This is a genomic window from Aequorivita sp. IT1282 (assembly GCF_058068205.1).
The window spans coordinates 441,894-463,942 of the sequence record NZ_JBYRHR010000003.1 but is presented as its reverse complement, the minus strand read 5'-3'; the positions used below and the strand labels follow the sequence as shown (position 1 = coordinate 463,942).

The following is a 22,049-nucleotide window of genomic DNA, read 5'->3' as shown; positions in this document are numbered from 1 at the left end:
TTTTAACATAATGGTATAAAAGTAATGGTTAATAGGTCGGCAATATGTTAATAAATAACAAAAATACTGCTCCTTTCGCACATTGAGAGAATAAACTGCTACTTTTGCCCAAATTTTAAAATACTTTTTTATGAGACTAATTTTGGCTTCACTTTTAACTCTATCATTAATATCCTGTAACAATGACTCTGACAGCTATACGCTGGAAGGAGATGCTGTGGGATTTGCTGATGGAACGGAAATATATGTTTACACTTTAGAGAGCCGACAACCAAAGGTACTTGATACTATTACCGTTACTGCGGGTAAATTTTCTAAAACTTATCCGAAAAGCGACATTTCGACTTTGAACTTTTTGAGAATTAATGAAATTCAGGGTTCTGTATTGTTTTTTCCAGAAAATGAGGATATGAAAGCTACCATTTATAAGGATAGCATTCAGGCGTCGCGCATAATTGGAGGTAAGCAAAACGAGGCTTATAGTGCGTTTGTTGATAAGATGACTACTTTCAACAACAGAAAACAAGAAAGCATGGAGAATTTTCGCGAAGCGAGACTTGCTAACGATACTGCTACAATTGCAGCTATTCAGAGCCAAAACTTAAATATTGTTGGTGAAGAAACTGAATATAAAAAGAAATTTTTAAAAGAGAATAACAACACGCTCTTTGCAGCAATGCTTATTTCTGAAATGGTTAGCAGAAAAGAGCTTACTCCAGCTGAAGCCTCAGCATTTATTGAGAAGATGGATGAAAAGTTAACTTCGAATGTTATAGTTCAGGAATTAAACACCAATCTTGAAAGTTTGAAGAAAGCCGATGTTGGCAGCGCAGCACCTAATTTTAGTGCTCCAACACCAACGGGCGAAATGTTGTCTTTAAAAGATGCATTGGGAAAATACACAATTATCGACTTTTGGGCCTCTTGGTGTAAACCTTGTAGAATTGAAAACCCGAATGTTGTGAAAGTTTACAATAAATATCACGATAAAGGTTTGAATATTATTAGTGTTTCTCTTGACAAAGCAGAACAAAAAGACAAGTGGATACAAGCTATCAGTGATGATAAAATGGATTGGTTCCACGTTTCTAACTTACAGTTTTGGCAAGATCCAATTGCACAACAGTACAACGTACGTGCAATTCCTGCTACCTATTTGCTTGATGAAAATGGTATAATAATAGACAAAGACCTTCGCGGTGCAGCTTTGGAAGCAAAGATTGCTACTTTGTTGGGAGAGTAAGTTTAGACGAAAAACGAAAGACGAAATACGAAAGGGGAAATACGAAAGGGGAAATACGAACGACGTTAGACGTGAGACGAAAGACGAAAGACGAAAGACGAAAGACGAAAGACGAAAGACGAAAGACGAAAGACGAAAGACGAAATTAAAAAAAAGCCTCGGATTCAATATGGATCTGAGGCTTTTTTATGTAATATTTTCTTTTATTTCGTCTAAACTTTTAAACTCATTTACTTAGTTCAGAAGAAAGCTAACGTTTACAGAAGTTCTAATTTCCATTTCGCCTAGAGAGATGGTTTGTTCGCCACCGCCGGAGGAAGAATCCATCATTGCCATTTTATACATTGGGCTTGGTCCAGAGGACTGGTTAAACTCGCTTATAGAAACAGCTTTCCCAACACTTTGGTTTAGCACAGAGGCGTATTCCTTGGCTTTCATTTGTGCATTTTCTACTGCTTTTTTACGAGCTTCGCTTTTTAAAGTTTCTTCTTTTGAAGAGGAAAAGTTTACGCCGTCTATTCGGTTAATTCCTGTATCTATTAGCCCCTTCATGACAGCTTCATACTTTTTTAAATCGCGTAACTTCACTGAAAGTGATTGATTGGCAGCAAAGGTGTAGGTCTTACTATTGTAATCATAATTTTTGCTCAAGTTCATAAATTCGGTTCTCACATCTTTATCGGCAATATCCATTTTCTTTAAAAACTTTAGAACTTCGCTGATAGTCGCGTCATTTTGTTCTTTTAGCATTTTGGTGTTTTCACCAGTGTTTTCAACGCGAATGTTGATAGTAACTTCATCTGGCACAACTCGAACAATCCCTTCGCCCGTAACATCGATTGTTGGTGGTGGTAAAGTGTTTTGAGCCATAACAGCTGTGGTGGTAATTGCTAGGATTAAAAGGGTTTTTAGTGTTTTCATGTTTTTTTTTCTGTTAACTGTTATCTGTTGTGGGTTTTCGGTTGTCGGTTGTCAGTTGTGGGTTGTGGGTTGTGGGTTGTCAGTTCTCGGTTGTGGGTTTTCGGTTTTCGGTTGTGGGTTTTCAAGTCTAATAGTTCCTGTTTCGTTTACAGCTTACCTAATTTATGTAGAACGAATAAAAGAATTAACGGAATAGCCAGTAAAACAACAATCCACAGACTGGTTTCGAATAGGTAGGGTGCAAAAAGTAGTGTTAGCACATAACCGCCAACAGCACCGCCAACGTGGGCATCGTGACCAACATTCCCCAATCTTTTTTTCATTCCGTAGATGGAATACAACAAATATGCCATTCCGAAAAGCCAAGCAGGAATGGCTATTGGAATAAAGAACATATATAGCCCCATATTAGGGAAAAACAATATGGCAGAATATAATACCCCCATCACCGCACCACTTGCCCCTATTGCGCTGTAGTGATATTCATCTTTATGAAAATAGAACGAAAGTAGGTTTCCGACAATTAAACTGGCTACATAAATTATTACAAAATATGTAACTCCCACGCTCATAATTACAACAGGCGCAAAAAAGTAAAGTGTTAGCATATTGAATAGCAAATGCGAAAAGTCGGCGTGTAAAAAAGCGGAGCTAAACATTCGTATCTGCTCCCCTCGCCGAATACCAGCAATGTTGAATTTATATTTTTCGAAGAATGAAAAATCATTAAAGCCTTTAATTGAAATAATTACGTTGGCTGCAATGATGATTATGGTGGCTATGTCTATGTTTAGCATTTGAAAGTAGAGGTTAAAAGTTTGAAATACGAAATGGGAAAAACGAAATTTGAAATACGAAAAACGAAAATCGAAATTTGAAATGCAAAAATAGAAAATTAGAAACTATAAAATAAGGACATGGCTTATTGGTTTTGGTTCTTTCTAGCTGTTTTTATGGAAGCTACGGTGATTGCTACAAGTTCGTTGGCTTCTTTGTTTAATCTTTTTAAAGAATCTTGATTTTCATTTAAAATGTGTGTAAACATTTCTAGCCAGTACGCACTTTCATCGGCTTCTTCTTCAACTATCTTCAATTTATTTATAAAATCGCGAGGTGATTTTCCTCTTAAGGCTGCACGATAATTGGCGCCCACAGAGCTGGAGCTTTTAATTAATTGATGAACATACGCATTGTACTCTCTTGAATTAGGGATTTTGGCGCACAGGTGCCAACAATCCAATGCAAATTTTTGGGTTCTTTGTTTTAGTTCGACACTCATAATCTAAATCTTAAGGTTACTACTTTTAAAATTATTATATTAATTTCAAAATAGTGTCTCATTCCTTTTAATTTTAAACTTCGCAGTTACTATTTAAAACTTCCCATTTCGTATTTCGTATTTCTAATTTCAAATTTCAAAGAATAATTTAAGTAGTTTTGCACGAACATTTCCTATGCAAAGATTGCTTTATATACTAGCATATCCAATTCTTTGGCTGCTTTCCATCTTACCGATGCGCATTTTATATATCAAGTCGACTGCCTTGTTTTTATTAGTGTATTACGTGGTGGGTTATCGCAAAAAAGTTGTGAAAAACAACTTAGCATTAGTTTTTCCTGAAAAAACACAAAAAGAGCGAAACCGAATAGCGCGTGAATTCTTTAAACATCTCTGCGATATTATTTTTGAAACGGTGAAAGCGTTTACTATTTCGGAAAAGGAAATAAGAAAACGGTTTGTAGTTACCAATGCCGAAATACTGGATCCGTATTACAAAAACGATCGGAGTATTTTACTAATGGCTGGTCATTACGGCAACTGGGAATGGAGTGGTATTTTAAATAAGCTAATGCAGCATCAAGCGCACGCCGTGTACAAACCTTTGGGCAGCAAACAATTTGATACGATGGTGAAAAAGACGCGGGAGCACTTTGGCGCTATTATAGTAAGCAATAAAAAAATTGTGCCCGTCCTTTTTAGAAAGTGGAAAAAAGGAACCAAAACATTAACCTATATACTTTCAGATCAAACGCCAAAAATTGGTGCTTTTAAACATCGGGATACCTTTATGGGCATTGACGTACCGATGTTTACCGGCACTGAGGAATTAGCTAAAAAACTAGACTTCGCTGTAATATATCTTAAAGTTGAAAAAGTGAAGCGTGGCTACTACACCGCCACTTTTGTTCCTCTAGTGGACGAACCAAAACAACTCCCCGATTTTCAGATTACACGTATGTTTTTTGATGCCTTGGAAGAACAGATTCACGAGAAACCTGAGTATTATTTATGGTCGCATAAACGGTGGAAGCTTAGAAATCAAGCCTCCTAGAAATGTGAATGAGAGGTGAGAGGTGAGTGGTGAGACGTGAGACAGTAGACGTGAGAGGTGAGACAGTAGACGTGAGAGGTGAGACGTGAGATTTTAGACAGTATACGTAGGACGTTTTAAGTTGTGAGCAAAGGTGACGGAGTGAATTTTAGAGAGCGAAATGGGAAATCGGAAATTAGAAATTAGAAAGTTGAAAAACGAAGCCGAATCAGTTCCCCCATCGGAATTTAGGGGACCTACCCTATTATTTCTTTAATCTCCTCAATAATTCTATCTGTCAAAGTACCTGCCTCTTCTTGGGTTTTTGCTTTGGGAAAATAAATTATACTTACCGTAGAAACACGATTAAAAACTTGGGATAAGCTGTATAGGCTTTCGTTTAATTGTGGTTAATTTTGGGATATAAGAAGTTGTAGCCAATTAAATAATAGAAATTTACATTAGATTGAAACACACTAATACATAATGGCTTGATCAGTCCTTGTATACAAGTTGACAAAACAATATGAAATCATTATTACTCACTTTATTTTACACTAAGAAAGGTTTAAATCTTTTGTATTTATGGCGTAGTTAATTTCATACTAGATTTTAATGAGCAAGACAACAATGTTGGATTTTATCTAAACTTATTTTACCTTGTTATGACGGTGTTGTTATCTATTTTGATGGGAATGTTATTTTCTTACATTCTATATAAAATAGGAAAATGGATGGAAGGAAAAAGTAATTATATAGAGATATTTTCGCTTTATGCATATTCAATTCTTCCAACAGTTATTGGAGTTGTTATTGTTGGCGTTTTAAATATTACTGACTTTTTTGTTCACGATTATAACAATGCATATTCAAGCAACTTCATTCTTTTTCTCGGTTGGTTTTTTTCATTAAAAATTCTTCTTCAAGGATTGCTAAAGTTTAACGACTATGGTATTAAAAAAGCTATATTAAACATATCTCCTTTTGTTATATTTAAAATAGGGGTTTTAGTATATTGCTTTTATTTAATTGGATAGAGCATATAAACTATTTTAGCTCCGTAATAATTAAATAAGTTAAACCCAGCAAAAAACCCATAAAAACTGTTATTATATTATGGACAAGAAAGTAGCTATAATAGATTTTACCAACGAGCTTAAAGACCCCATTAAGAAACTTAATTACGAATGGCTTGAAAAGTATTTTCAGTTGGAGCCGGGCGATATTGAATCGCTATCAAACCCAAAAGAGCAAATAATTGATCAAGGCGGTTTTATATTTTATGCCACACTTAATGATGAAATTGTGGGTACAGCTTCTTTATTAAAGAAAAATGATACTCTTTTTGAAATAGGAAAAATGGGGGTTACTGAAAGTGCGCAGGGCCACAAAATTGGAACAATCTTACTTGAACGTTGCTTAAACGTAGCAAAAGAAAAAAAGATTAAAACCTTAATTTTATATACTAACAGCAAATTGCAGGCAGCAATTCACCTTTACAAAAAATACGGTTTTAAGGAAGTAGCCGTTGAAAAAGGTCTTTATGAAAGAGCTGATATTAAAATGGAGAAACACCTTTTTTAACCCCTTATTAAAAATTAAAAAACAAGGGTATTCAGGCTACTTCTAAATGCAATTGCGTGTTTGCAACGCTTAATCCTCCTAGGAAAAAATGCAATCACAAACACGCAACTAGATATTTAGAGAAATTTAGATTCCCGCTATTTCCTTTATTTCCCCAATAATTTTATCTGCTAAAGTATCTGCCTCTTCTTGGCTTTTTGCTTCAGTATAAATACGGATAATCGGTTCTGTGTTTGATTTTCTGAGGTGAACCCAGTTTTCTGCGAAGTCTATTTTTACGCCGTCAATGGTGTTTATATCTTCAGAGGCATACTTTGCCTCCATTGCTTTTAAAATTGCATCAACGTCTAATTTTGGCGTAAGTTCAATTTTCTTTTTGCTCATAAAATAAGCGGTGTATTTTTTTCGAAGTTCGCTAACAGCGATTTTTTCTTCGGCCAAAAAACTTAAAAACAAAGCTATTCCCACTAGACTATCGCGACCGTAATGCAACTCTGGGTATATAATACCGCCGTTTCCTTCACCACCAATTACGGCATTGGTTTCTTTCATTTTTTTAACTACGTTTACTTCGCCAACGGCACTAGCAGTGTAAGTTCCGCCATGTTTTTCGGTTAGGTCGCGCAAAGCTCGTGAAGACGACATATTGCTTACTGTGTTCCCCGGATTGTTTTGCAACACATAATCAGCCACAGCTACTAGCGTATATTCTTCGCCAAACATTTCGCCATTTTCATCTACAAAAGCGAGGCGATCTACATCTGGATCGACCACAATTCCGAAGTCTGCATTTTCTTCAACCACCATTTGCATCAAATCGCCTAAGTGTTCTTTTAAAGGCTCGGGATTATGTGGAAATTCACCGTTTGGGGTGCAATGCAATTTTATAGTTTCAACGCCCAAAGCTTCTAAAAGCAATGGCACTGCGATTCCGCCTGTAGAATTTACGGCGTCTACTACCACTTTGAAGTCGCAGCTTTTAATGGCTTCGGCATTTACCAATGGCAACTCTAAAATTTCATCAATATGTAAATCGATATATGCATCGTTTTTGTGAATTTCGCCTAAACTGTCCACATCTGCAAACAAAATATTTCCGGCTTCGGCAATATCGAGAATTTGTTGTCCGGCGGCAGAATTTAAAAATTCACCTTTATTATTTAGCAATTTTAGGGCGTTCCACTGTTTTGGATTGTGGCTGGCAGTAAGTATAATTCCACCGTCGGCGTGCTCCATGGTTACAGCCATTTCGACCGTTGGAGTGGTTGAAAGGTTTAAATCAATTACGGTAATCCCCATCCCAACTAAAGTATTCATTACAAGTTGCTGAATCATTTCGCCCGAAATTCTAGCATCGCGACCCACGACAACTTTGTAGTTTTCTTTTTCGCGTTGCAATTTCACCCAGCTGCCATAAGCGGCGGCGTATTTTACTGCATCAATTGGAGTTAAGTTTTCGCTTTGTGCCCCGCCAATAGTTCCGCGGATGCCCGATATAGATTTAATAAGTGTCATTTTTTGCTGTTAATGGTTAATTGTATTGGATATTTTATATTTCTAATTTCACATTTCGTATTTCACATTTCGTATTTCGTATTTCGTATTTCACATTTCGTATTTCGTATTTCGTATTTCGTATTTCAAAATGTCATTTTCTGAATTTATTTTTCAATTTTAAAAAGTACAGTTCAAAGTATGTATACGAAATATGCGCTATTAATAGCGTGCCTGCGAAGGTAAGCAGGTACATTAAAATTATAATCAAATTTCCGTTTAGATTTTGGAGCATTTCTATTTTGAGAAACAAAAATACCACGGCGTTTAAAACAATGGCGTGGTACATATAAATACCATAAGAAATACTTCCGAAGTGATTCAACATTTTGTTATTCACCGCTACTCCCCTATTATTAAAGGCTAGCGAATGAATGAAGAAACCAAAAAGCAAACAAGTAAATAAAGATGTAAGCCAAAGTGTTTCAAAATGGAATATATCTGTCACAAATAATAGTAAAGTTGCGACGCAAATTAGCAATGGAAAGATTGCTGAACGTTTTAAAAATTCGAGCTTTTTCTTCTCTTCGAGAATTGCAATCACCCCACCTGCAAAGAGGTAATAAAACACAAATGTAAATTTGCGAAGCGCTATAAAAACATCGGACCAATAAAGGATGAAATAACCTAATAGCAAAACGCTTAAAACACGCAGAATCCATTTCGTATTCATAAAAAATAGCAAAGGTGCAATTAAGAGATAGAACTGCTCTTCGATGCCGATAGACCACAGTATTTCTAAGATTCCGCCGGGTTCGTAAACTACTGCGAAGACGTTCGGAAGAAAGAAAACATTGTAAAGAAAGGCTTCTTTCCAAGTGTAATTAATTTCAAAAGGTATGTTTAAATAGGGTAAAAGAACATTGTAAAATAGCAAGCCGAAGCCCAAAACCAGATAGTAAAGCGGAAAGATTCGCAGTATGCGCCTGATATAAAAATCTTTTATGGAAAAAGCGCAGCGGATTTTGGCGCGATAGATTAACCGAATTATCAAGAAACCGCTCAATGTAAAAAACATGTACACCGCCTCCAACCCACGGTGAAAAACGGGAAGCCCATCAAAATAAGGCAAACCCTGATTCGCAGAAAGTTGGGGTAAGTGAAAAAGCAACACTAAGGAAGCTAGAAAAAACCGTAAAGGATCTAAATTGGGTAACCTGTTCAAATTTCAGTTTTACAGTTCAAAAATACATATATTTATTGAATGAATTTTTTAGCCCACATCTATCTCTCTGGCGGGGATGAAAGCATTATAATTGGTAACTTTATAGCAGACGGCATTAAAGGCAAACGCTATGAAAAATACCCGCCGCAAATAGCAAAAGGTATATTGCTGCATCGCGCTATCGATACATTTACCGATGCCCACCCCACTGTTCATCAAAGCACCGCGCGGCTTCACAAAAATTATAGTCATTATAGCGGCGTTATAGTGGATATATTATACGATCATTTTTTAGCGAAAAACTGGAGCAAATATTCAGATCAACCATTAGATGAATATGTACAAGATTTTTATGAATTGCTTCGGAAAAACTTCACCATTCTACCCGCGCGTATTCAACGTATGATGCCTTATATGATAGCTGATAATTGGCTGCTAAGTTACGCCACCGTTGAAGGTATAGGCAAGATTTTAGCACAGATGAATGTACGCACCAAAGGAATTTCAAAAATGAATTTAGCCGTGGCAGAGCTCGAAGAATTTTATGACGAATTTGAAGCTGAATTCACTTCCTTTTTTGAAGAATTAATTGCCCATTCCAACCAAAAACTTATAGAATTATGAAACTATATATTTCTTTCTTGCTTGTACTGATGTTGGTTTCTTGCAAAGAAAAGCCACAAGCAGAAACTCAAGAAGTAGCTCCAAAAGTTGAAGTAAAAGCCGTAATTGCCGATAGTGCAATGGTAGTTTCCGCACGTGCCGAAGCCTCAAAAATTGGTTTAGAAATTTTAAAAAGTGGCGGTAATGCTTTTGATGCAATGATAGCTACACAAATGGCTTTGGCCCTTACACACCCCAACGCGGGTAATCTTGGTGGTGGCGGATTTATGGTTTATAGAACTGAATTTGGCGAAATCGGCACTTTAGATTTTCGTGAAAAAGCTCCGCTGGCGGCAACAAGAGATATGTATTTAGACAAAGACGGAAATTACTTGCCAGAAAAAAGTACCGACGGCGCCTTGGCAGTTGGCGTTCCTGGCAGCATTGCAGGTATTTTCGCGGTTCACGAAAAATTTGGCTCGCTTCCTATGGAAATACTTCTTAAACCAGTAATTGAACTTGCTAACAAAGGATACGTAATTACGGCAAAACAAAAGGCGCGTTTTGATGAATACAAAGAGCAATTTAAAAAAATAAATGGCGAATCTTCCATTTTTACTGAGGTTTACAATGCGGGGGATACTTTAAAAAACACATCGCTGGCAAATACTTTATCCAGAATTGCGAAAAATGGTAGAGCCGAATTTTATGCTGGGGAAACTGGGAAAAAGATGGTTGATTTTCTGAAGAAAAAAGGCGGGATAATCACTCAAAAAGATTTAGATGCTTACGAAGCTGTTTGGCGCGAGCCCCTAGTTTTTAAATATAAAGATGTGAAGCTTATATCTATGGCGCCACCGTCTAGTGGCGGAATTTGTCTTTCGCAGATTTTACAAATGATTGAACCGTTTCCAATTGCTGAATACGGGCATAATTCATTAAAATATATGCAAGTCTTGGTGGAGGCCGAAAAGCGAGCTTATGCCGATAGAAGCGAATATTTAGGCGATCCTGATTTTGTGGATATTCCGGGAGATTCGTTGCTGTCTAAAACATATCTTACAGAAAGGATGAAGAATTTTTCATTTGAAAAAGCAACTCCTTCTGAAGAAATTAAACCTGGAAAAATAACTAGCAATGAAAGTATGGAAACCACGCATTATTCCATAGTAGATAAATCTGGGAATGCAGTTTCTGTTACCACAACTCTTAATGGTTCTTATGGTTCCAAACTTTATATATCGGAGCTTGGTTTCTTTTTAAACAATGAAATGGACGACTTTAGCGCCAAGCCCGGATCGCCAAATATGTTTGGCTTAATTGGTGGTGAAGCCAACGCCATTGAGCCACAGAAAAGAATGCTAAGTTCTATGACGCCCACCATTGTTGAAAAAGACGGCAAATTATTAATGATTTTAGGTACTCCCGGCGGTTCCACGATTATAACATCTGTATTGCAAACATTTTTGAATGTTTATGAATTTGATATGAATATGCAGGAAGCTGTAAATGCGCCGCGTTTTCACCATCAATGGATGCCAGATGTAATTTTAGTTGAAGAAAATGGTTTTTCTCCAGAAATTATAACGGAACTAAAAACGAAAGGATATTCTTCCAACTCCGAAATACTGCCCCAAATTGGCGCCGTAGACGCTATTTTGATCTTACCAAATGGCAAACTTGAAGGCGGTGCGGACAGCCGAGGTGACGATACCGCCATAGGGTATTAAATATGAATTTCTTCATGTTTTACAAAAAAAAAGTGCATTACGTCGAATATAAATTAATTCGACTTTAAAAAAGACTAGTTTTGAGGCCTTAAGAAGAATTGGCTGTTTAAACTGATCCTTCTTAATTAAAAAACTAACGACTTTTATTATAACCTACTTTATAATATTGAGTCGAAATACGAATCATTTTAAACCTATAAAAAATTTTATTACAGTAAAATTTCTTCTATTACAATCTCAGCATAATTAAATGATAAGCCCCTGTCAAATAAATCTATGAGGATAAAACACTTACTCAAAAAGTGGTATTCTACTTTCGCGTTTATTATAAGTATAATTATTTGCATTGTGCTAATAATTCTACTTTACGATAAGTATGAAAATACACTAGGCTTTACCGAACAACTAAGAAGGATGACTTCTATTTTTATAGGAATCAGTGGGTTTTTAGCGGCAATATTGATGGTTTTTTTAGCAACTTCTGCAATGACTCAAAAAAATAGAAAAGCTAAACTAACCGAGAAAATAAGCAAGACTACCCAAAAGATGCACAATTTCCGGTCGATTGCCGAGATTTTGGTGAATTCAAATCTTTGGCTTCCTGGGCTGAAGGATTATATGGAAAAGGAGTTTACTAATCTTTCCTATTTTGATGTGAAAGAATTTTACAACGGAAAATCAAAACTAGCAATAGACTTTCTAGAAGAAACGTCACGTTTTAGCAAAACTGAAAATCTTTATTTGGAAGCAAAAGCGCTTTTAATGACCAAGCCCAAAGACATCCAAGTTCGGGAAACAATAGAATACCCCGTTTTTTACGAGAGCGACATAGTTCAAAAATGGGTTAAACACAAATGCGGTTCGGGATTGTGGTATGCCTTTGGGTATAAATTTGGTGATTACAGGGAATTACTCAATTTAAAAGCAGTAACGGATCGCCATCAAGAAAAAATACTTACGCTGGCAAATACAATTGATAACGACGTTTTTGAAAAATCATCGTTTAACGAAGTATTCTTTGCTAAACTATGGGAATATTTAACCAAGGAGGTAGTGCCAACGCTTTTCCATTTTCAGAGAGAATTAACCCGAAAAACGCCTCAATTAATCTATTATTTGTACACTGTTTTTGTGCTGTTAATTATATTCGGAGTGCTCTTTCCGATGACTTATTTAATGCTAAATTTCTCCGTTTTCTTTATAATCTTAGGTTACTCTATTGTTCTGAGTACCATATTTTTTATTTCTATAACCTTTCATATTTTCCTCTCAAAAGAAGTGAATTCCTAGGTTTATAAGCGAACAATAATTTGAGCAAAAATTAACATCCGTCAAAGCGCATGCGTTCTTTAATTTCGGTTCAATTGAGTACCTTTGCGAGCTATGTCGAAAAATGAGGATTTTATAGAAGTTTTGGGCGCGCGCGTCCACAACTTAAAGAACATTGACGTTCGTATTCCGAGAGAAAAATTAGTAGTAATTACAGGGCTTTCCGGCAGCGGAAAATCCTCTTTGGCGTTTGATACTATTTACGCTGAAGGGCAACGCCGTTATATTGAAACGTTCTCTGCATATGCCAGACAGTTTTTGGGAAGTTTGGAACGTCCCGATGTAGATATAATTGAAGGCCTCTCCCCCGTTATTGCCATTGAGCAGAAAACTACGAGTAAAAGTCCGCGCTCTACAGTTGGTACCATTACCGAAATTTACGATTTTCTTCGCCTTTTTTATGCCCGAGCCAGCGATGCATACAGTTATAACACAGGCCAAAAAATGGTGAGTTATAACGATGAGCAGATAAAGCAACTTATTTTAGAAGAATACGCAGAGAAAAAAGTTAGCATACTTGCGCCAGTAATTCGTTCCAGAAAGGGTCATTATCGCGAACTTTTTGAACAAATTGCCAAACAAGGTTTCTTGAAAGTACGCGTGGACGGCGAAGTGCGCGATATTGTACAAGGTATGAAAACCGATCGTTACAAAACTCATGATATTGAAATTGTAATAGATCGCTTAAAAATTCCTTCGCCCACCATAGCCAAGGCTGCCGAGGGTGAAGTAAATGATAACCATAAAAGACTTTCTGAAACCATAAATACAGCAATGTATCACGGTGAAGATATTTTGATGGTTTTGGATAATGATACAAATGAAGCGCGTTATTTTAGTCGTTCGTTGATGTGCCCGAGTTCTGGGATTTCATATCCAAATCCTGAGCCGAATAATTTTTCTTTTAACTCTCCAAAAGGAATGTGCCCGCATTGCAAAGGACTGGGGAAATTGTACGAGGTAAATTTGAATAAATTAGTGCCTAACCCAAAACTTTCTATTAAGCAAGGCGCTTTGGCAGCACATGGGCCTCAGAAAAATAATTGGGTATTTAAGCAACTTGAATTAATTGCAGAGCGTTTCAATTTTAAATTGAGCGACCCGTTCGAAAAAATTCCGCAGGAAGCAAAAGATGTTATCTTTTTCGGCGGAAATGAAAAATTCGATATTGAATCGAAAGCACTTGGAATTACTCGAAGCTATAAAATAGATTTTGAAGGTGTTGCTACCTTTATCCAAAATACTTTCGACGCCAGCGAAACCACTTCATTAAAACGATGGGCGAAGGAATATATGGATAAAATTCCGTGTCCGGAGTGTAACGGAACACGACTTCGCAAAGAATCGCTTTTCTTTAAAGTGAATGGAAAAAACATAGCCGAGCTCGCCCATATGGACGTAGTGGAACTGGCTGAATGGTTTAAAAATCTTGAAAAACACCTTGGTGAAACTCAACTAAAAATTGCTTCAGAAATCATAAAAGAAGTGCGTTCAAGACTTCAGTTTTTGGTAGATGTGGGATTAACTTATTTGGCTTTGGACCGCAGTTCGAAGTCACTTTCTGGTGGTGAAGCGCAACGAATTCGTTTAGCCACACAAATTGGTTCGCAGTTGGTGGGCGTGCTTTACATATTAGACGAGCCCAGTATTGGTTTGCATCAACGCGATAATGAGCGGTTGATTAATTCACTTAAGCAATTACGAGAAATAGGCAATTCGGTAATTGTTGTGGAGCACGACAAAGATATGATTGAGAGCGCCGATTATGTGATAGACATTGGCCCAGCTGCTGGAAGGCATGGAGGCGAAATTGTTTCTGAAGGCACGCCAGACGAAATAAAAAAGCACCACACGCTTACTGCAGACTACTTAAATGGAACGAAAACTATAGAAATTCCGAAGGTACGCAGAAAAGGAAACGGCAAAACTTTGACGTTAAAAGGTGCTACAGGGAATAATTTAAAGAACGTAACGGTAAAATTTCCGTTGGGAAAAATGATAGGCGTTACAGGCGTTTCAGGCAGCGGAAAATCGACGCTCATCAACGAAACCCTTTATCCTATTATGAATGCACATTTTTTCAATGGGGTGAAAAAACCGATGCCCTATAAAAAGATTTTAGGGCTTGATAATCTAGACAAAGTAATAGACATTAACCAATCGCCAATTGGAAGAACGCCACGAAGCAATCCAGCGACTTATACGGGCGTTTTTTCGGAAGTTCGAAATCTATTCGCTAAAACTTCCGAATCTTTGATTAGAGGTTATAAGCCGGGCAGATTTAGTTTTAACGTAGCTGGCGGACGTTGTGAGACCTGCAAAGGTGCTGGTTTACGTGTTATTGAAATGAATTTTCTACCCGATGTTTATGTGGAGTGCGAAACCTGCCAGGGCAAACGTTTTAACCGCGAAACTTTAGAAATTCGATATAAAGGAAAATCGATTTACGATGTTTTGGCAATGACCATTAACGAGGCTTCAGAATTTTTCGAAAATATTCCGAAGATACACAGAAAAGTAAAAACAATAAAAGACGTGGGCTTAGGTTATATAACCCTTGGCCAGCAGTCAACAACACTTTCGGGTGGGGAAGCACAGCGTATAAAACTGGCAACAGAACTTTCCAAGCGCGATACTGGGAATACGTTTTATATTTTGGATGAACCCACTACGGGACTTCACTTTGAAGACATTCGTGTGTTGATGATTGTGCTGAATAAATTAGTAGAAAAAGGAAATACTGTTTTAATAATTGAACATAACCTAGACGTAATTAAAACGGTAGATTATATAATAGATATTGGTCCCGAAGGCGGAAGACAAGGTGGGAAAGTTATGGCACTGGGAACGCCCGAAGAAGTGGCTGAAGACAAAAAAAGCTATACAGCAAAATTCCTTAAAAAAGAATTACTTTAGCGACTATCGATATTCAAAATTCAAGGTTTAGTATTTAGAAACCTTGAATTTTATATTTTTAACATTGAATTAAACGGAATGAGAGACGAACAAATACCGAAAAACTGGAATCAAGTAAAAACGAACGACTCGTGGGCGATTTTTAAAATCATGGGAGAGTTTGTGAATGGTTACGAAAAAATGAGCCGCATTGGCCCGTGTGTTTCCATATTTGGTTCTGCCCGAACTAAACCCGATAATCCTCATTATAAACTTGCAGAAAATATAGCTAAAAAAATTACCGAAAACGGTTATGGCGTTATTACTGGCGGTGGCCCGGGGATTATGGAAGCGGGAAACAAAGGCGCGCATTTGGCTGGTGGAACTTCGGTAGGATTGAATATTACATTACCTTTTGAGCAGCACGACAATCCTTATATTGACAGTGATAAAAGCATTGATTTTGATTACTTTTTTGTGCGCAAAGTAATGTTTGTAAAATACTCCCAAGGATTTGTTGTAATGCCCGGCGGCTTTGGTACCTTGGACGAATTCTTTGAAGCGTTAACGCTTATTCAAACACATAAAATTGATAAATTTCCAATTATATTAGTGGGCACCGCATTCTGGGGTGGTTTATTCGAATGGATAAAAACTACACTAGTGGAAGCCAATAACAACGTTAGCCCCGAAGATTTAGACTTGGTTCATTTAGTAGATACTGAAGATGAAGTACTTAAAATCTTGAATGATTTCTATAATGAATACAATCTAAGCCCGAACTTTTAATTTTTTCGGTCTCACCAATTTTTAAATTCATACAAATTTTTGTTAGCTAAAAGAATCATATTTCTATTTCTATTTTGTTTGGTAATTCAAGCGAAGGCGCAGCATATTATAAATATTGACGCCACGCTGAACCCTGGGCAAAAGACGCTTTCAATTAAACAACAACTTACCTATAAAAACACTTCTACAGATACGTTAAAAGTGCTTTATTTATTTGATTGGGCTAATAGTTTTTCTTCTAAAACGAGTCCGTTAGGGAAGCGTTTTGGTGAAAACTATGACAGTTCTTTTCAATTTGAAAAAGAAGAAGATCGCGGGAGAACAACTATTGAAAAAATTTACAACAATTCTTCAATTCCAATACAATGGCAGCGCGGAGATGAAGTAGATATTCTGAAGGTTATTCCTGAAAAAATAATTTACCCGGGCGATAGTTACACTTTCAATTTAGACTATGTAGTAAAAGTTCCCGACAGTAAGTTTACACGCTTTGGGGTGGATAAACAAGCTAATTTTAAATTGCGAGATTGGTATATTTCGCCAGCAGTTTATAACGGCGAATGGCAAATTTATAGCAATAAGAACACCTTCGATCTCTATTTATCTCCTTCGGAGTTTTCAATTACGCTTCATATTCCAAAGAATTATTCTGTAACCTCAGATTTAGATTTGGTTTCGGAAGATATTTCAGAAAACAAAAAGAATATCTCTCTTGAAGGTAGCTACAGGATTAGCACTGTTCTCTACCTAGACAAAAATCCAAACTTCGAAACTATTGAAACCGATAAGTTATCGATAGTAACAAACTTGCAAAGTGGCAAGATAAATCCACCGGTGCAGGCGTTGTTGATTGATAGAATCGCACATTTTTTAGATGAAAAACTCGGCCCCTATCCGTTTAAAAAAATGGTTATCAGCGACACAGACTACAGAACAAATCCTGTTTATGGTCTTAACCAATTGCCCAGTTTTATAAGTCCGTATCCCGATGGTTTTGAATATGATATGGAGCAGTTAAAAACCATCACTCGGCATTATATTCAAAACACCCTCATTTTAGATTCGCGTAAAGATTATTGGTTGCAAGATGCGCTTCAGATTTATTTGATGATGGAATATGTAGACACCTATTATCCGAAAATGAAGATAATAGGCAATCTTAGTGATTGGTGGATTATACGTTGGGCGCACGCGGCAGAATTAGAATTTAACGATCAATATTCGATGCTTTATTTAAATATGGCGCGCAGCAATATTCACCAAGCTTTAACTACTCCGAAAGATTCGTTGTTGAAATTTAATATGAATATTGCCAACGGCTATTACGGCGGAAGTGGTTTGCGTTATTTGAATGATTACATAGGCGATTATATTATAAATGAGAGTATTAAAGAGTTTTACTTAACAAATAAATTGAAACCCGTAAAAACTTCAGATTTTGAAGAATTACTCACGAGCAAAACAGATCTCCCAATCAATTGGTTTTTTGAAGATTTTGCCGATACCCGAACTACCATTGATTTCAAAATAAAAAGAGTTGAAAAGCAAGGGGATTCATTGAAGGTTTTTATAAAGAACAATAGAAAAAGTGAATTGCCTATTTCGCTTTACGGTTTAAACGATGATGAAATTGTCTATAAAACGTGGACAAAGCCCATGGATAGTATAACATCTATTACCATCCCTGCGGAAAACATTAAAAAACTTGCTTTAAATTACGAAGGAAGAATTCCAGAATACAATCTTAGAAATAACTATAAAGCTGTAGAAGGATTATTCAATAAACCTGTCCAGTTTCGTCTTTTCCAAGATGTGGAAGACCCTAAGTTCACTCAGTTTTTCTTTATGCCCATCTTTGAATATAACCTTTATGATGGGGTTTCGGCTGGACTGCGACTTTACAACAAAACGGTGCTGCCAAAGGCAGTGCATTATAGCGTGGAGCCACAGTTTGGGTTTCGCTCTAAAACACTCGTTGGGAGGGCTTCTGTAAGTTATTTGCAGGCTATGGATCAAGGAGAATTATACGCTATGCGTTATGGGTTTTCTGGGAATTATTACTCCTACGACCGTGGATTATTTTATAAAAAATTTACGCCATACATCACATTTGCCTTCCGAAATAAGGATTTAAGAGATAATGAAAAGCAATTCATAAACCTGAGAAACGTAAATGTTTACAGAGACGAAAATCCTAATGATCCCGATCAAGAGCCAAACTACAGTGTTTTCAATATGCAGTATGTTTACTCTAATCCGAATCTAATTAATTATTTTAGAGGGGTTGTAGATTATGAAATTTCTTCGAAATTCAGCAAGCTATCTGTAGATTTTGAATACCGAAAACTCTTTTTAAGCAACCGTCAATTAAATCTTCGTTTTTTCGCGGGGGTATTTCTTTTTAACGATACGAGAGAAAATGAGGATTTCTTCAGTTTTGCACTGGATCGTCCAAACGATTATCTTTTCGATTATAATTATTATGGCCGAAGCGAAAATTCAGGCCTTTTTAGCCAACAACTCATAATTGCCGAAGGTGGCTTTAAATCGCAGTTAAAACCTGCATTTGCAAACAGTTGGATGGCTACCGTAAATGCAAGCACCAATATTTGGAAATGGATTTATGCCTATAGCGATGTGGGATTAGTAGCGAATAAAGAGCGTGGCATAAATGCTGTTTTTGACAGTGGTATTAGGCTGAGTTTGGTTGCAGATTATTTTGAATTGTATTTTCCAATCTATTCAGATTTAGGTTTTGAACCAAACCTGCCACATTATGATGAAAAGGTAAGATTTATCGTTACTTTAAGCCCGAAGACTTTATTGGGGCTTTTTACGCGAAGATGGTACTAGGGTTGAAATTCCAAATAACAAACGCCAAATAACAAATTCCAAATAACAAATTCCAAATAACAAATAGCAAATTTCAAAAACCATAATGCAAATACTAAATAACTGGCGAATCATCTTATTACTTTGTCTTACGCTTGGCTTGGCTCCTTTCTTTCCCGAACCACATATTTGGGGGAAAGTGAAATGGATTACAGGTGGTGCCGAGGGAATGCAAGCGGCAGATTGGTTTGATGTTTTGCTTCACGGTTTTCCATTTATTTTATTGCTTAGGTTGCTGATTGTGAAGCTCCTTCCCTCAAAAACGAAATAAAACGATAAAAAGGCTTACCTTTTAAAATTCACAGTACTCAATTTAGCATTGCGAAACACCCTCAATTTTGCTATTTTTGTATTCCTAAAAATAAATTTCATGCAGACAGACCCAAAGACAAACGGCGAGATTTCCTTTAACGATTTTAAAGAAACAGTTTTAAAAGATTATAAAATTGCTGTTACCAGCCGTGAATGTAGTCTACTAGGGCGTCGCGAGGTGCTAACAGGGAAAGCGAAGTTTGGAATTTTTGGCGACGGGAAAGAAGTGCCACAACTGGCTTGGGCAAAAGCATTCCAAAATGGCGACTGGCGCAGCGGATACTACCGCGACCAGACTTTTATGATGGCAATTGGCAAATTGACTATCGAGCAGTTTTTTGCAGGATTATATGCGCATACTGATATAAAAGCAGACCCGATGAGTGCCGGAAGGCAAATGGGTGGTCACTTTGCAACCCACAGCTTAAATGAAGACGGTAGCTGGAAAAACCTTACACAACAAAAAAATAGCAGTGCTGATATTTCACCAACAGCTGGGCAAATGCCTCGTTTATTGGGCTTGGCACAAGCTTCAAAAATATTTAGAAACGTAAGCGGAATTGAAAACAAAACCAATTTTTCTATCAACGGTAACGAAGTTGCTTGGGGAACTATTGGAAATGCAAGTACCAGCGAAGGCTTATTTTGGGAAACCATAAATGCAGCCGGCGTACTACAAGTACCAATGGTTATGAGCGTTTGGGATGATGAATATGGAATTTCCGTTCACGCAAAGCACCAAACTACTAAAGAAAATATTTCTGAAATCTTAAAAGGTTTCCAACGTAACGAGGAAGAAGACGGTTATGAAATCATCCGTGTAAAAGGTTGGGATTATTCAGACCTTGTTGATGTTTATAACCGTGCATCAAAAATTGCACGCGAAGAACACGTTCCCGTTTTAATTCACGTTCAACAATTAACGCAGCCACAAGGCCATAGTACTAGCGGCTCTCACGAACGTTACAAAAGCAAAGAACGATTAGCGTGGGAAACAGAATACGATTGCAACGTAAAGATGCGCGAGTGGATTCTTGAGAGTGAAATTGCTACTGACGAAGCTTTAGTTGAAATAGAAAAAGAGATAAAGAAAAAAGTTCGCGACGGTAAAAAAGCTGCTTGGGAAGCATTTGTTGCGCCACAAAAGAAGGAACAGCAAGAAGCGATTGTTTTTCTTAGCAATTTAGCCGAAAGCAGCGCTAACAAAAGTTTCATTGAAAAAATAAAAAACGAATTGGCTTCCGAAAAAGAGCCTTATCGTAGAGATATTCTCACCGCTACCAGAAAAGCGTTGCGATATGTTGTAAGTGAAGATTCTTCTGAAAAGAAACAACTTCAGGATTGGATTACGAATTATTACGAATTAATTCAACCTAAATACGGCGCACACCTTTATTCTGAAGCCACGGAGAATGCTAGAACAATTAAGGAAGTACTTCCCTCCTACGCTGATGATGCCGAAGATGTAGACGGACGTGTAGTTTTAAGAGATAATTTTGACGCCATGTTTACCAAACATACAGACGTCTTAATTTTTGGGGAAGACAGCGGCGAGATTGGCGACGTAAATCAAGGTTTGGAAGGAATGCAGGAAAAATACGGCAAATTACGAGTTGCCGATGTTGGAATTCGCGAAGCGACTATTCTTGGACAAGGAATTGGGATGGCTATGCGTGGCCTCCGCCCTATTGCCGAAATTCAATATCTTGATTATATATTGTATTGTATTCAAATAATGAGTGATGATTTGGCGACCGTTCGTTACAGAAGCAACGGCACGCAAAAAGCACCGTTGATTGTTCGTACACGCGGCCATAGGCTAGAAGGAATCTGGCATAGTGGTTCGCAAATGGGCGGATTAATTCATTTGCTTCGTGGAATGTATATTTTGGTTCCAAGAGATATGACTAAAGCTGCAGGTTTTTACAATACTTTATTGGAGACCGACGAACCAGCACTAGTTATAGAATGCTTAAACGGCTACCGCTTAAAGGAAAAAATGCCAAATAACTTAGGCGAATTCAGAACACCAATTGGAGTTGTGGAAACTATTAAAGAAGGAAAAGACATTACGTTAGTTTCCTACGGAAGTACTTTAAGAATCGTTGAGGATGCAGCAAAAGAGCTTCAGCAAGCAGGTATTGATGCGGAAATAATAGATGTACAAAGCTTACTACCGTTAGACATTAATCACGATATGGTAAAGAGTGTTGCTAAAACCAACAGGCTTCTCGTTATAGACGAAGATGTGCCCGGTGGTGCATCTGCCTATATTTTAAACCATATTGTAGAAACACAAGGCGGTTATAGACACCTAGACAGCAAACCACAAACACTTTCAGCTAAAGATCATCGTCCGCCGTATGGCACCGACGGCGATTATTTCACGAAACCTTCAATAGAAGATGTTTATGAAAAGGTTTATGACATTATGCACGAGGCAAATCCAAGTGGTTTTCCAAAGCTGCGCTAAATCAATTTTCGCAATTTATTAAAAAGAATTATGTCGGTTTAAAATATTTATTCTACTTTCGTAATTCACAATTAAAGAAAACAAACAAGTCTATGTTACATTTAAGCTTAAATATTAATAATAATAATAACGAGCTCCCGTAACTAAAACTTGTCGCGATATACAGCCCGTCAGGTTTTTTCCTGACGGGCTTTTTTTTTGAATTCCTGCGAAGGCAGGAATCTCCAAAGCCAGTTTTTGGATTAGA

Annotated in this window: 17 protein-coding genes; 12 read left to right on the top strand and 5 right to left on the bottom strand. The window is 37.1% G+C overall.

Features of this window, described 5'->3' with window-relative positions:
* Positions 1-130: 130 nt before the first annotated feature.
* Positions 131-1,243 carry a redoxin domain-containing protein gene (locus AC3RVG_RS09065; RefSeq protein ID WP_489691134.1) on the top strand — a complete coding sequence of 371 codons (1,113 nt, stop codon included), beginning with the start codon at positions 131-133 and terminating at the stop codon, positions 1,241-1,243.
* Between the two features lie 234 nt (positions 1,244-1,477).
* Here the strand turns inward: AC3RVG_RS09065 and AC3RVG_RS09060 are convergent, their stop codons facing one another.
* From AC3RVG_RS09060 to AC3RVG_RS09050, 3 genes are all read right to left on the bottom strand, one after another.
* Entirely contained in the window at positions 1,478-2,164 is a 687-nt protein-coding gene (locus AC3RVG_RS09060) for an SIMPL domain-containing protein (RefSeq protein WP_489691133.1), read from the bottom strand.
* A 146-nt stretch (positions 2,165-2,310) separates the two neighbouring features.
* Positions 2,311-2,961: a rhomboid family intramembrane serine protease gene (locus tag AC3RVG_RS09055; protein ID WP_489691132.1), complete on the bottom strand. Its 651-nt coding sequence runs from the start codon at positions 2,959-2,961 to the stop codon at positions 2,311-2,313.
* A gap of 125 nt (positions 2,962-3,086) precedes the next feature.
* Positions 3,087-3,443 carry a four helix bundle protein gene (locus tag AC3RVG_RS09050; RefSeq protein WP_489691131.1) on the bottom strand — a complete coding sequence of 119 codons (357 nt, stop codon included), beginning with the start codon at positions 3,441-3,443 and terminating at the stop codon, positions 3,087-3,089.
* Positions 3,444-3,618: 175 nt separating this feature from the next.
* Here AC3RVG_RS09050 and AC3RVG_RS09045 point away from each other — a divergent pair, with 175 nt between their 5' ends.
* From AC3RVG_RS09045 to AC3RVG_RS09035, 3 genes are all read left to right on the top strand, one after another.
* Positions 3,619-4,497: a lysophospholipid acyltransferase family protein gene (locus tag AC3RVG_RS09045; protein ID WP_489691130.1), complete on the top strand. Its 879-nt coding sequence runs from the start codon at positions 3,619-3,621 to the stop codon at positions 4,495-4,497.
* Between the two features lie 551 nt (positions 4,498-5,048).
* Entirely contained in the window at positions 5,049-5,513 is a 465-nt protein-coding gene (locus tag AC3RVG_RS09040) for a YIP1 family protein (RefSeq protein ID WP_489691210.1), read from the top strand.
* A 79-nt stretch (positions 5,514-5,592) separates the two neighbouring features.
* A complete protein-coding gene (locus tag AC3RVG_RS09035; protein WP_489691129.1) occupies positions 5,593-6,060 on the top strand; it encodes a GNAT family N-acetyltransferase in 468 nt (155 codons plus the stop codon).
* Between the two features lie 126 nt (positions 6,061-6,186).
* Here AC3RVG_RS09035 and glmM read toward each other — a convergent pair whose 3' ends face one another.
* Together glmM and AC3RVG_RS09025 are read right to left on the bottom strand one after the other, a co-directional pair.
* Entirely contained in the window at positions 6,187-7,575 is a 1,389-nt protein-coding gene (gene glmM, locus AC3RVG_RS09030; protein WP_489691128.1) for a phosphoglucosamine mutase, read from the bottom strand.
* Positions 7,576-7,708: 133 nt separating this feature from the next.
* Entirely contained in the window at positions 7,709-8,779 is a 1,071-nt protein-coding gene (locus tag AC3RVG_RS09025; RefSeq protein WP_489691127.1) for an acyltransferase family protein, read from the bottom strand.
* A 39-nt stretch (positions 8,780-8,818) separates the two neighbouring features.
* Here AC3RVG_RS09025 and AC3RVG_RS09020 point away from each other — a divergent pair, with 39 nt between their 5' ends.
* The 8 genes from AC3RVG_RS09020 (at position 8,819) to AC3RVG_RS08985 (ending at position 21,802) form a co-directional block, all read left to right on the top strand.
* Entirely contained in the window at positions 8,819-9,403 is a 585-nt protein-coding gene (locus AC3RVG_RS09020; RefSeq protein WP_489691126.1) for an acyl carrier protein phosphodiesterase, read from the top strand.
* A complete protein-coding gene (gene ggt, locus AC3RVG_RS09015; protein ID WP_489691125.1) occupies positions 9,400-11,112 on the top strand; it encodes a gamma-glutamyltransferase in 1,713 nt (570 codons plus the stop codon). Before AC3RVG_RS09020 ends, ggt begins: the two co-directional genes overlap by 4 nt.
* A gap of 348 nt (positions 11,113-11,460) precedes the next feature.
* Positions 11,461-12,402, top strand: a complete 942-nt coding sequence (locus AC3RVG_RS09010; RefSeq protein ID WP_489691124.1) for a hypothetical protein — start codon at positions 11,461-11,463, stop codon at positions 12,400-12,402.
* A gap of 93 nt (positions 12,403-12,495) precedes the next feature.
* Positions 12,496-15,357, top strand: a complete 2,862-nt coding sequence (uvrA, locus tag AC3RVG_RS09005) for an excinuclease ABC subunit UvrA (RefSeq protein WP_489691123.1) — start codon at positions 12,496-12,498, stop codon at positions 15,355-15,357.
* A gap of 78 nt (positions 15,358-15,435) precedes the next feature.
* Positions 15,436-16,125, top strand: a complete 690-nt coding sequence (locus tag AC3RVG_RS09000; RefSeq protein ID WP_489691122.1) for an LOG family protein — start codon at positions 15,436-15,438, stop codon at positions 16,123-16,125.
* 39 nt (positions 16,126-16,164) lie between these two features.
* Complete coding sequence (locus AC3RVG_RS08995) at positions 16,165-18,978, top strand: gluzincin family metallopeptidase (protein ID WP_489691121.1); 2,814 nt, start codon at positions 16,165-16,167, stop codon at positions 18,976-18,978.
* Positions 18,979-19,063: 85 nt separating this feature from the next.
* Positions 19,064-19,288, top strand: coding sequence for a hypothetical protein (locus AC3RVG_RS08990; RefSeq protein ID WP_489691120.1), 225 nt, complete (start codon positions 19,064-19,066; stop codon positions 19,286-19,288).
* A gap of 99 nt (positions 19,289-19,387) precedes the next feature.
* Positions 19,388-21,802 carry an alpha-ketoacid dehydrogenase subunit alpha/beta gene (locus tag AC3RVG_RS08985; RefSeq protein ID WP_489691119.1) on the top strand — a complete coding sequence of 805 codons (2,415 nt, stop codon included), beginning with the start codon at positions 19,388-19,390 and terminating at the stop codon, positions 21,800-21,802.
* Positions 21,803-22,049 lie beyond the last annotated feature (247 nt).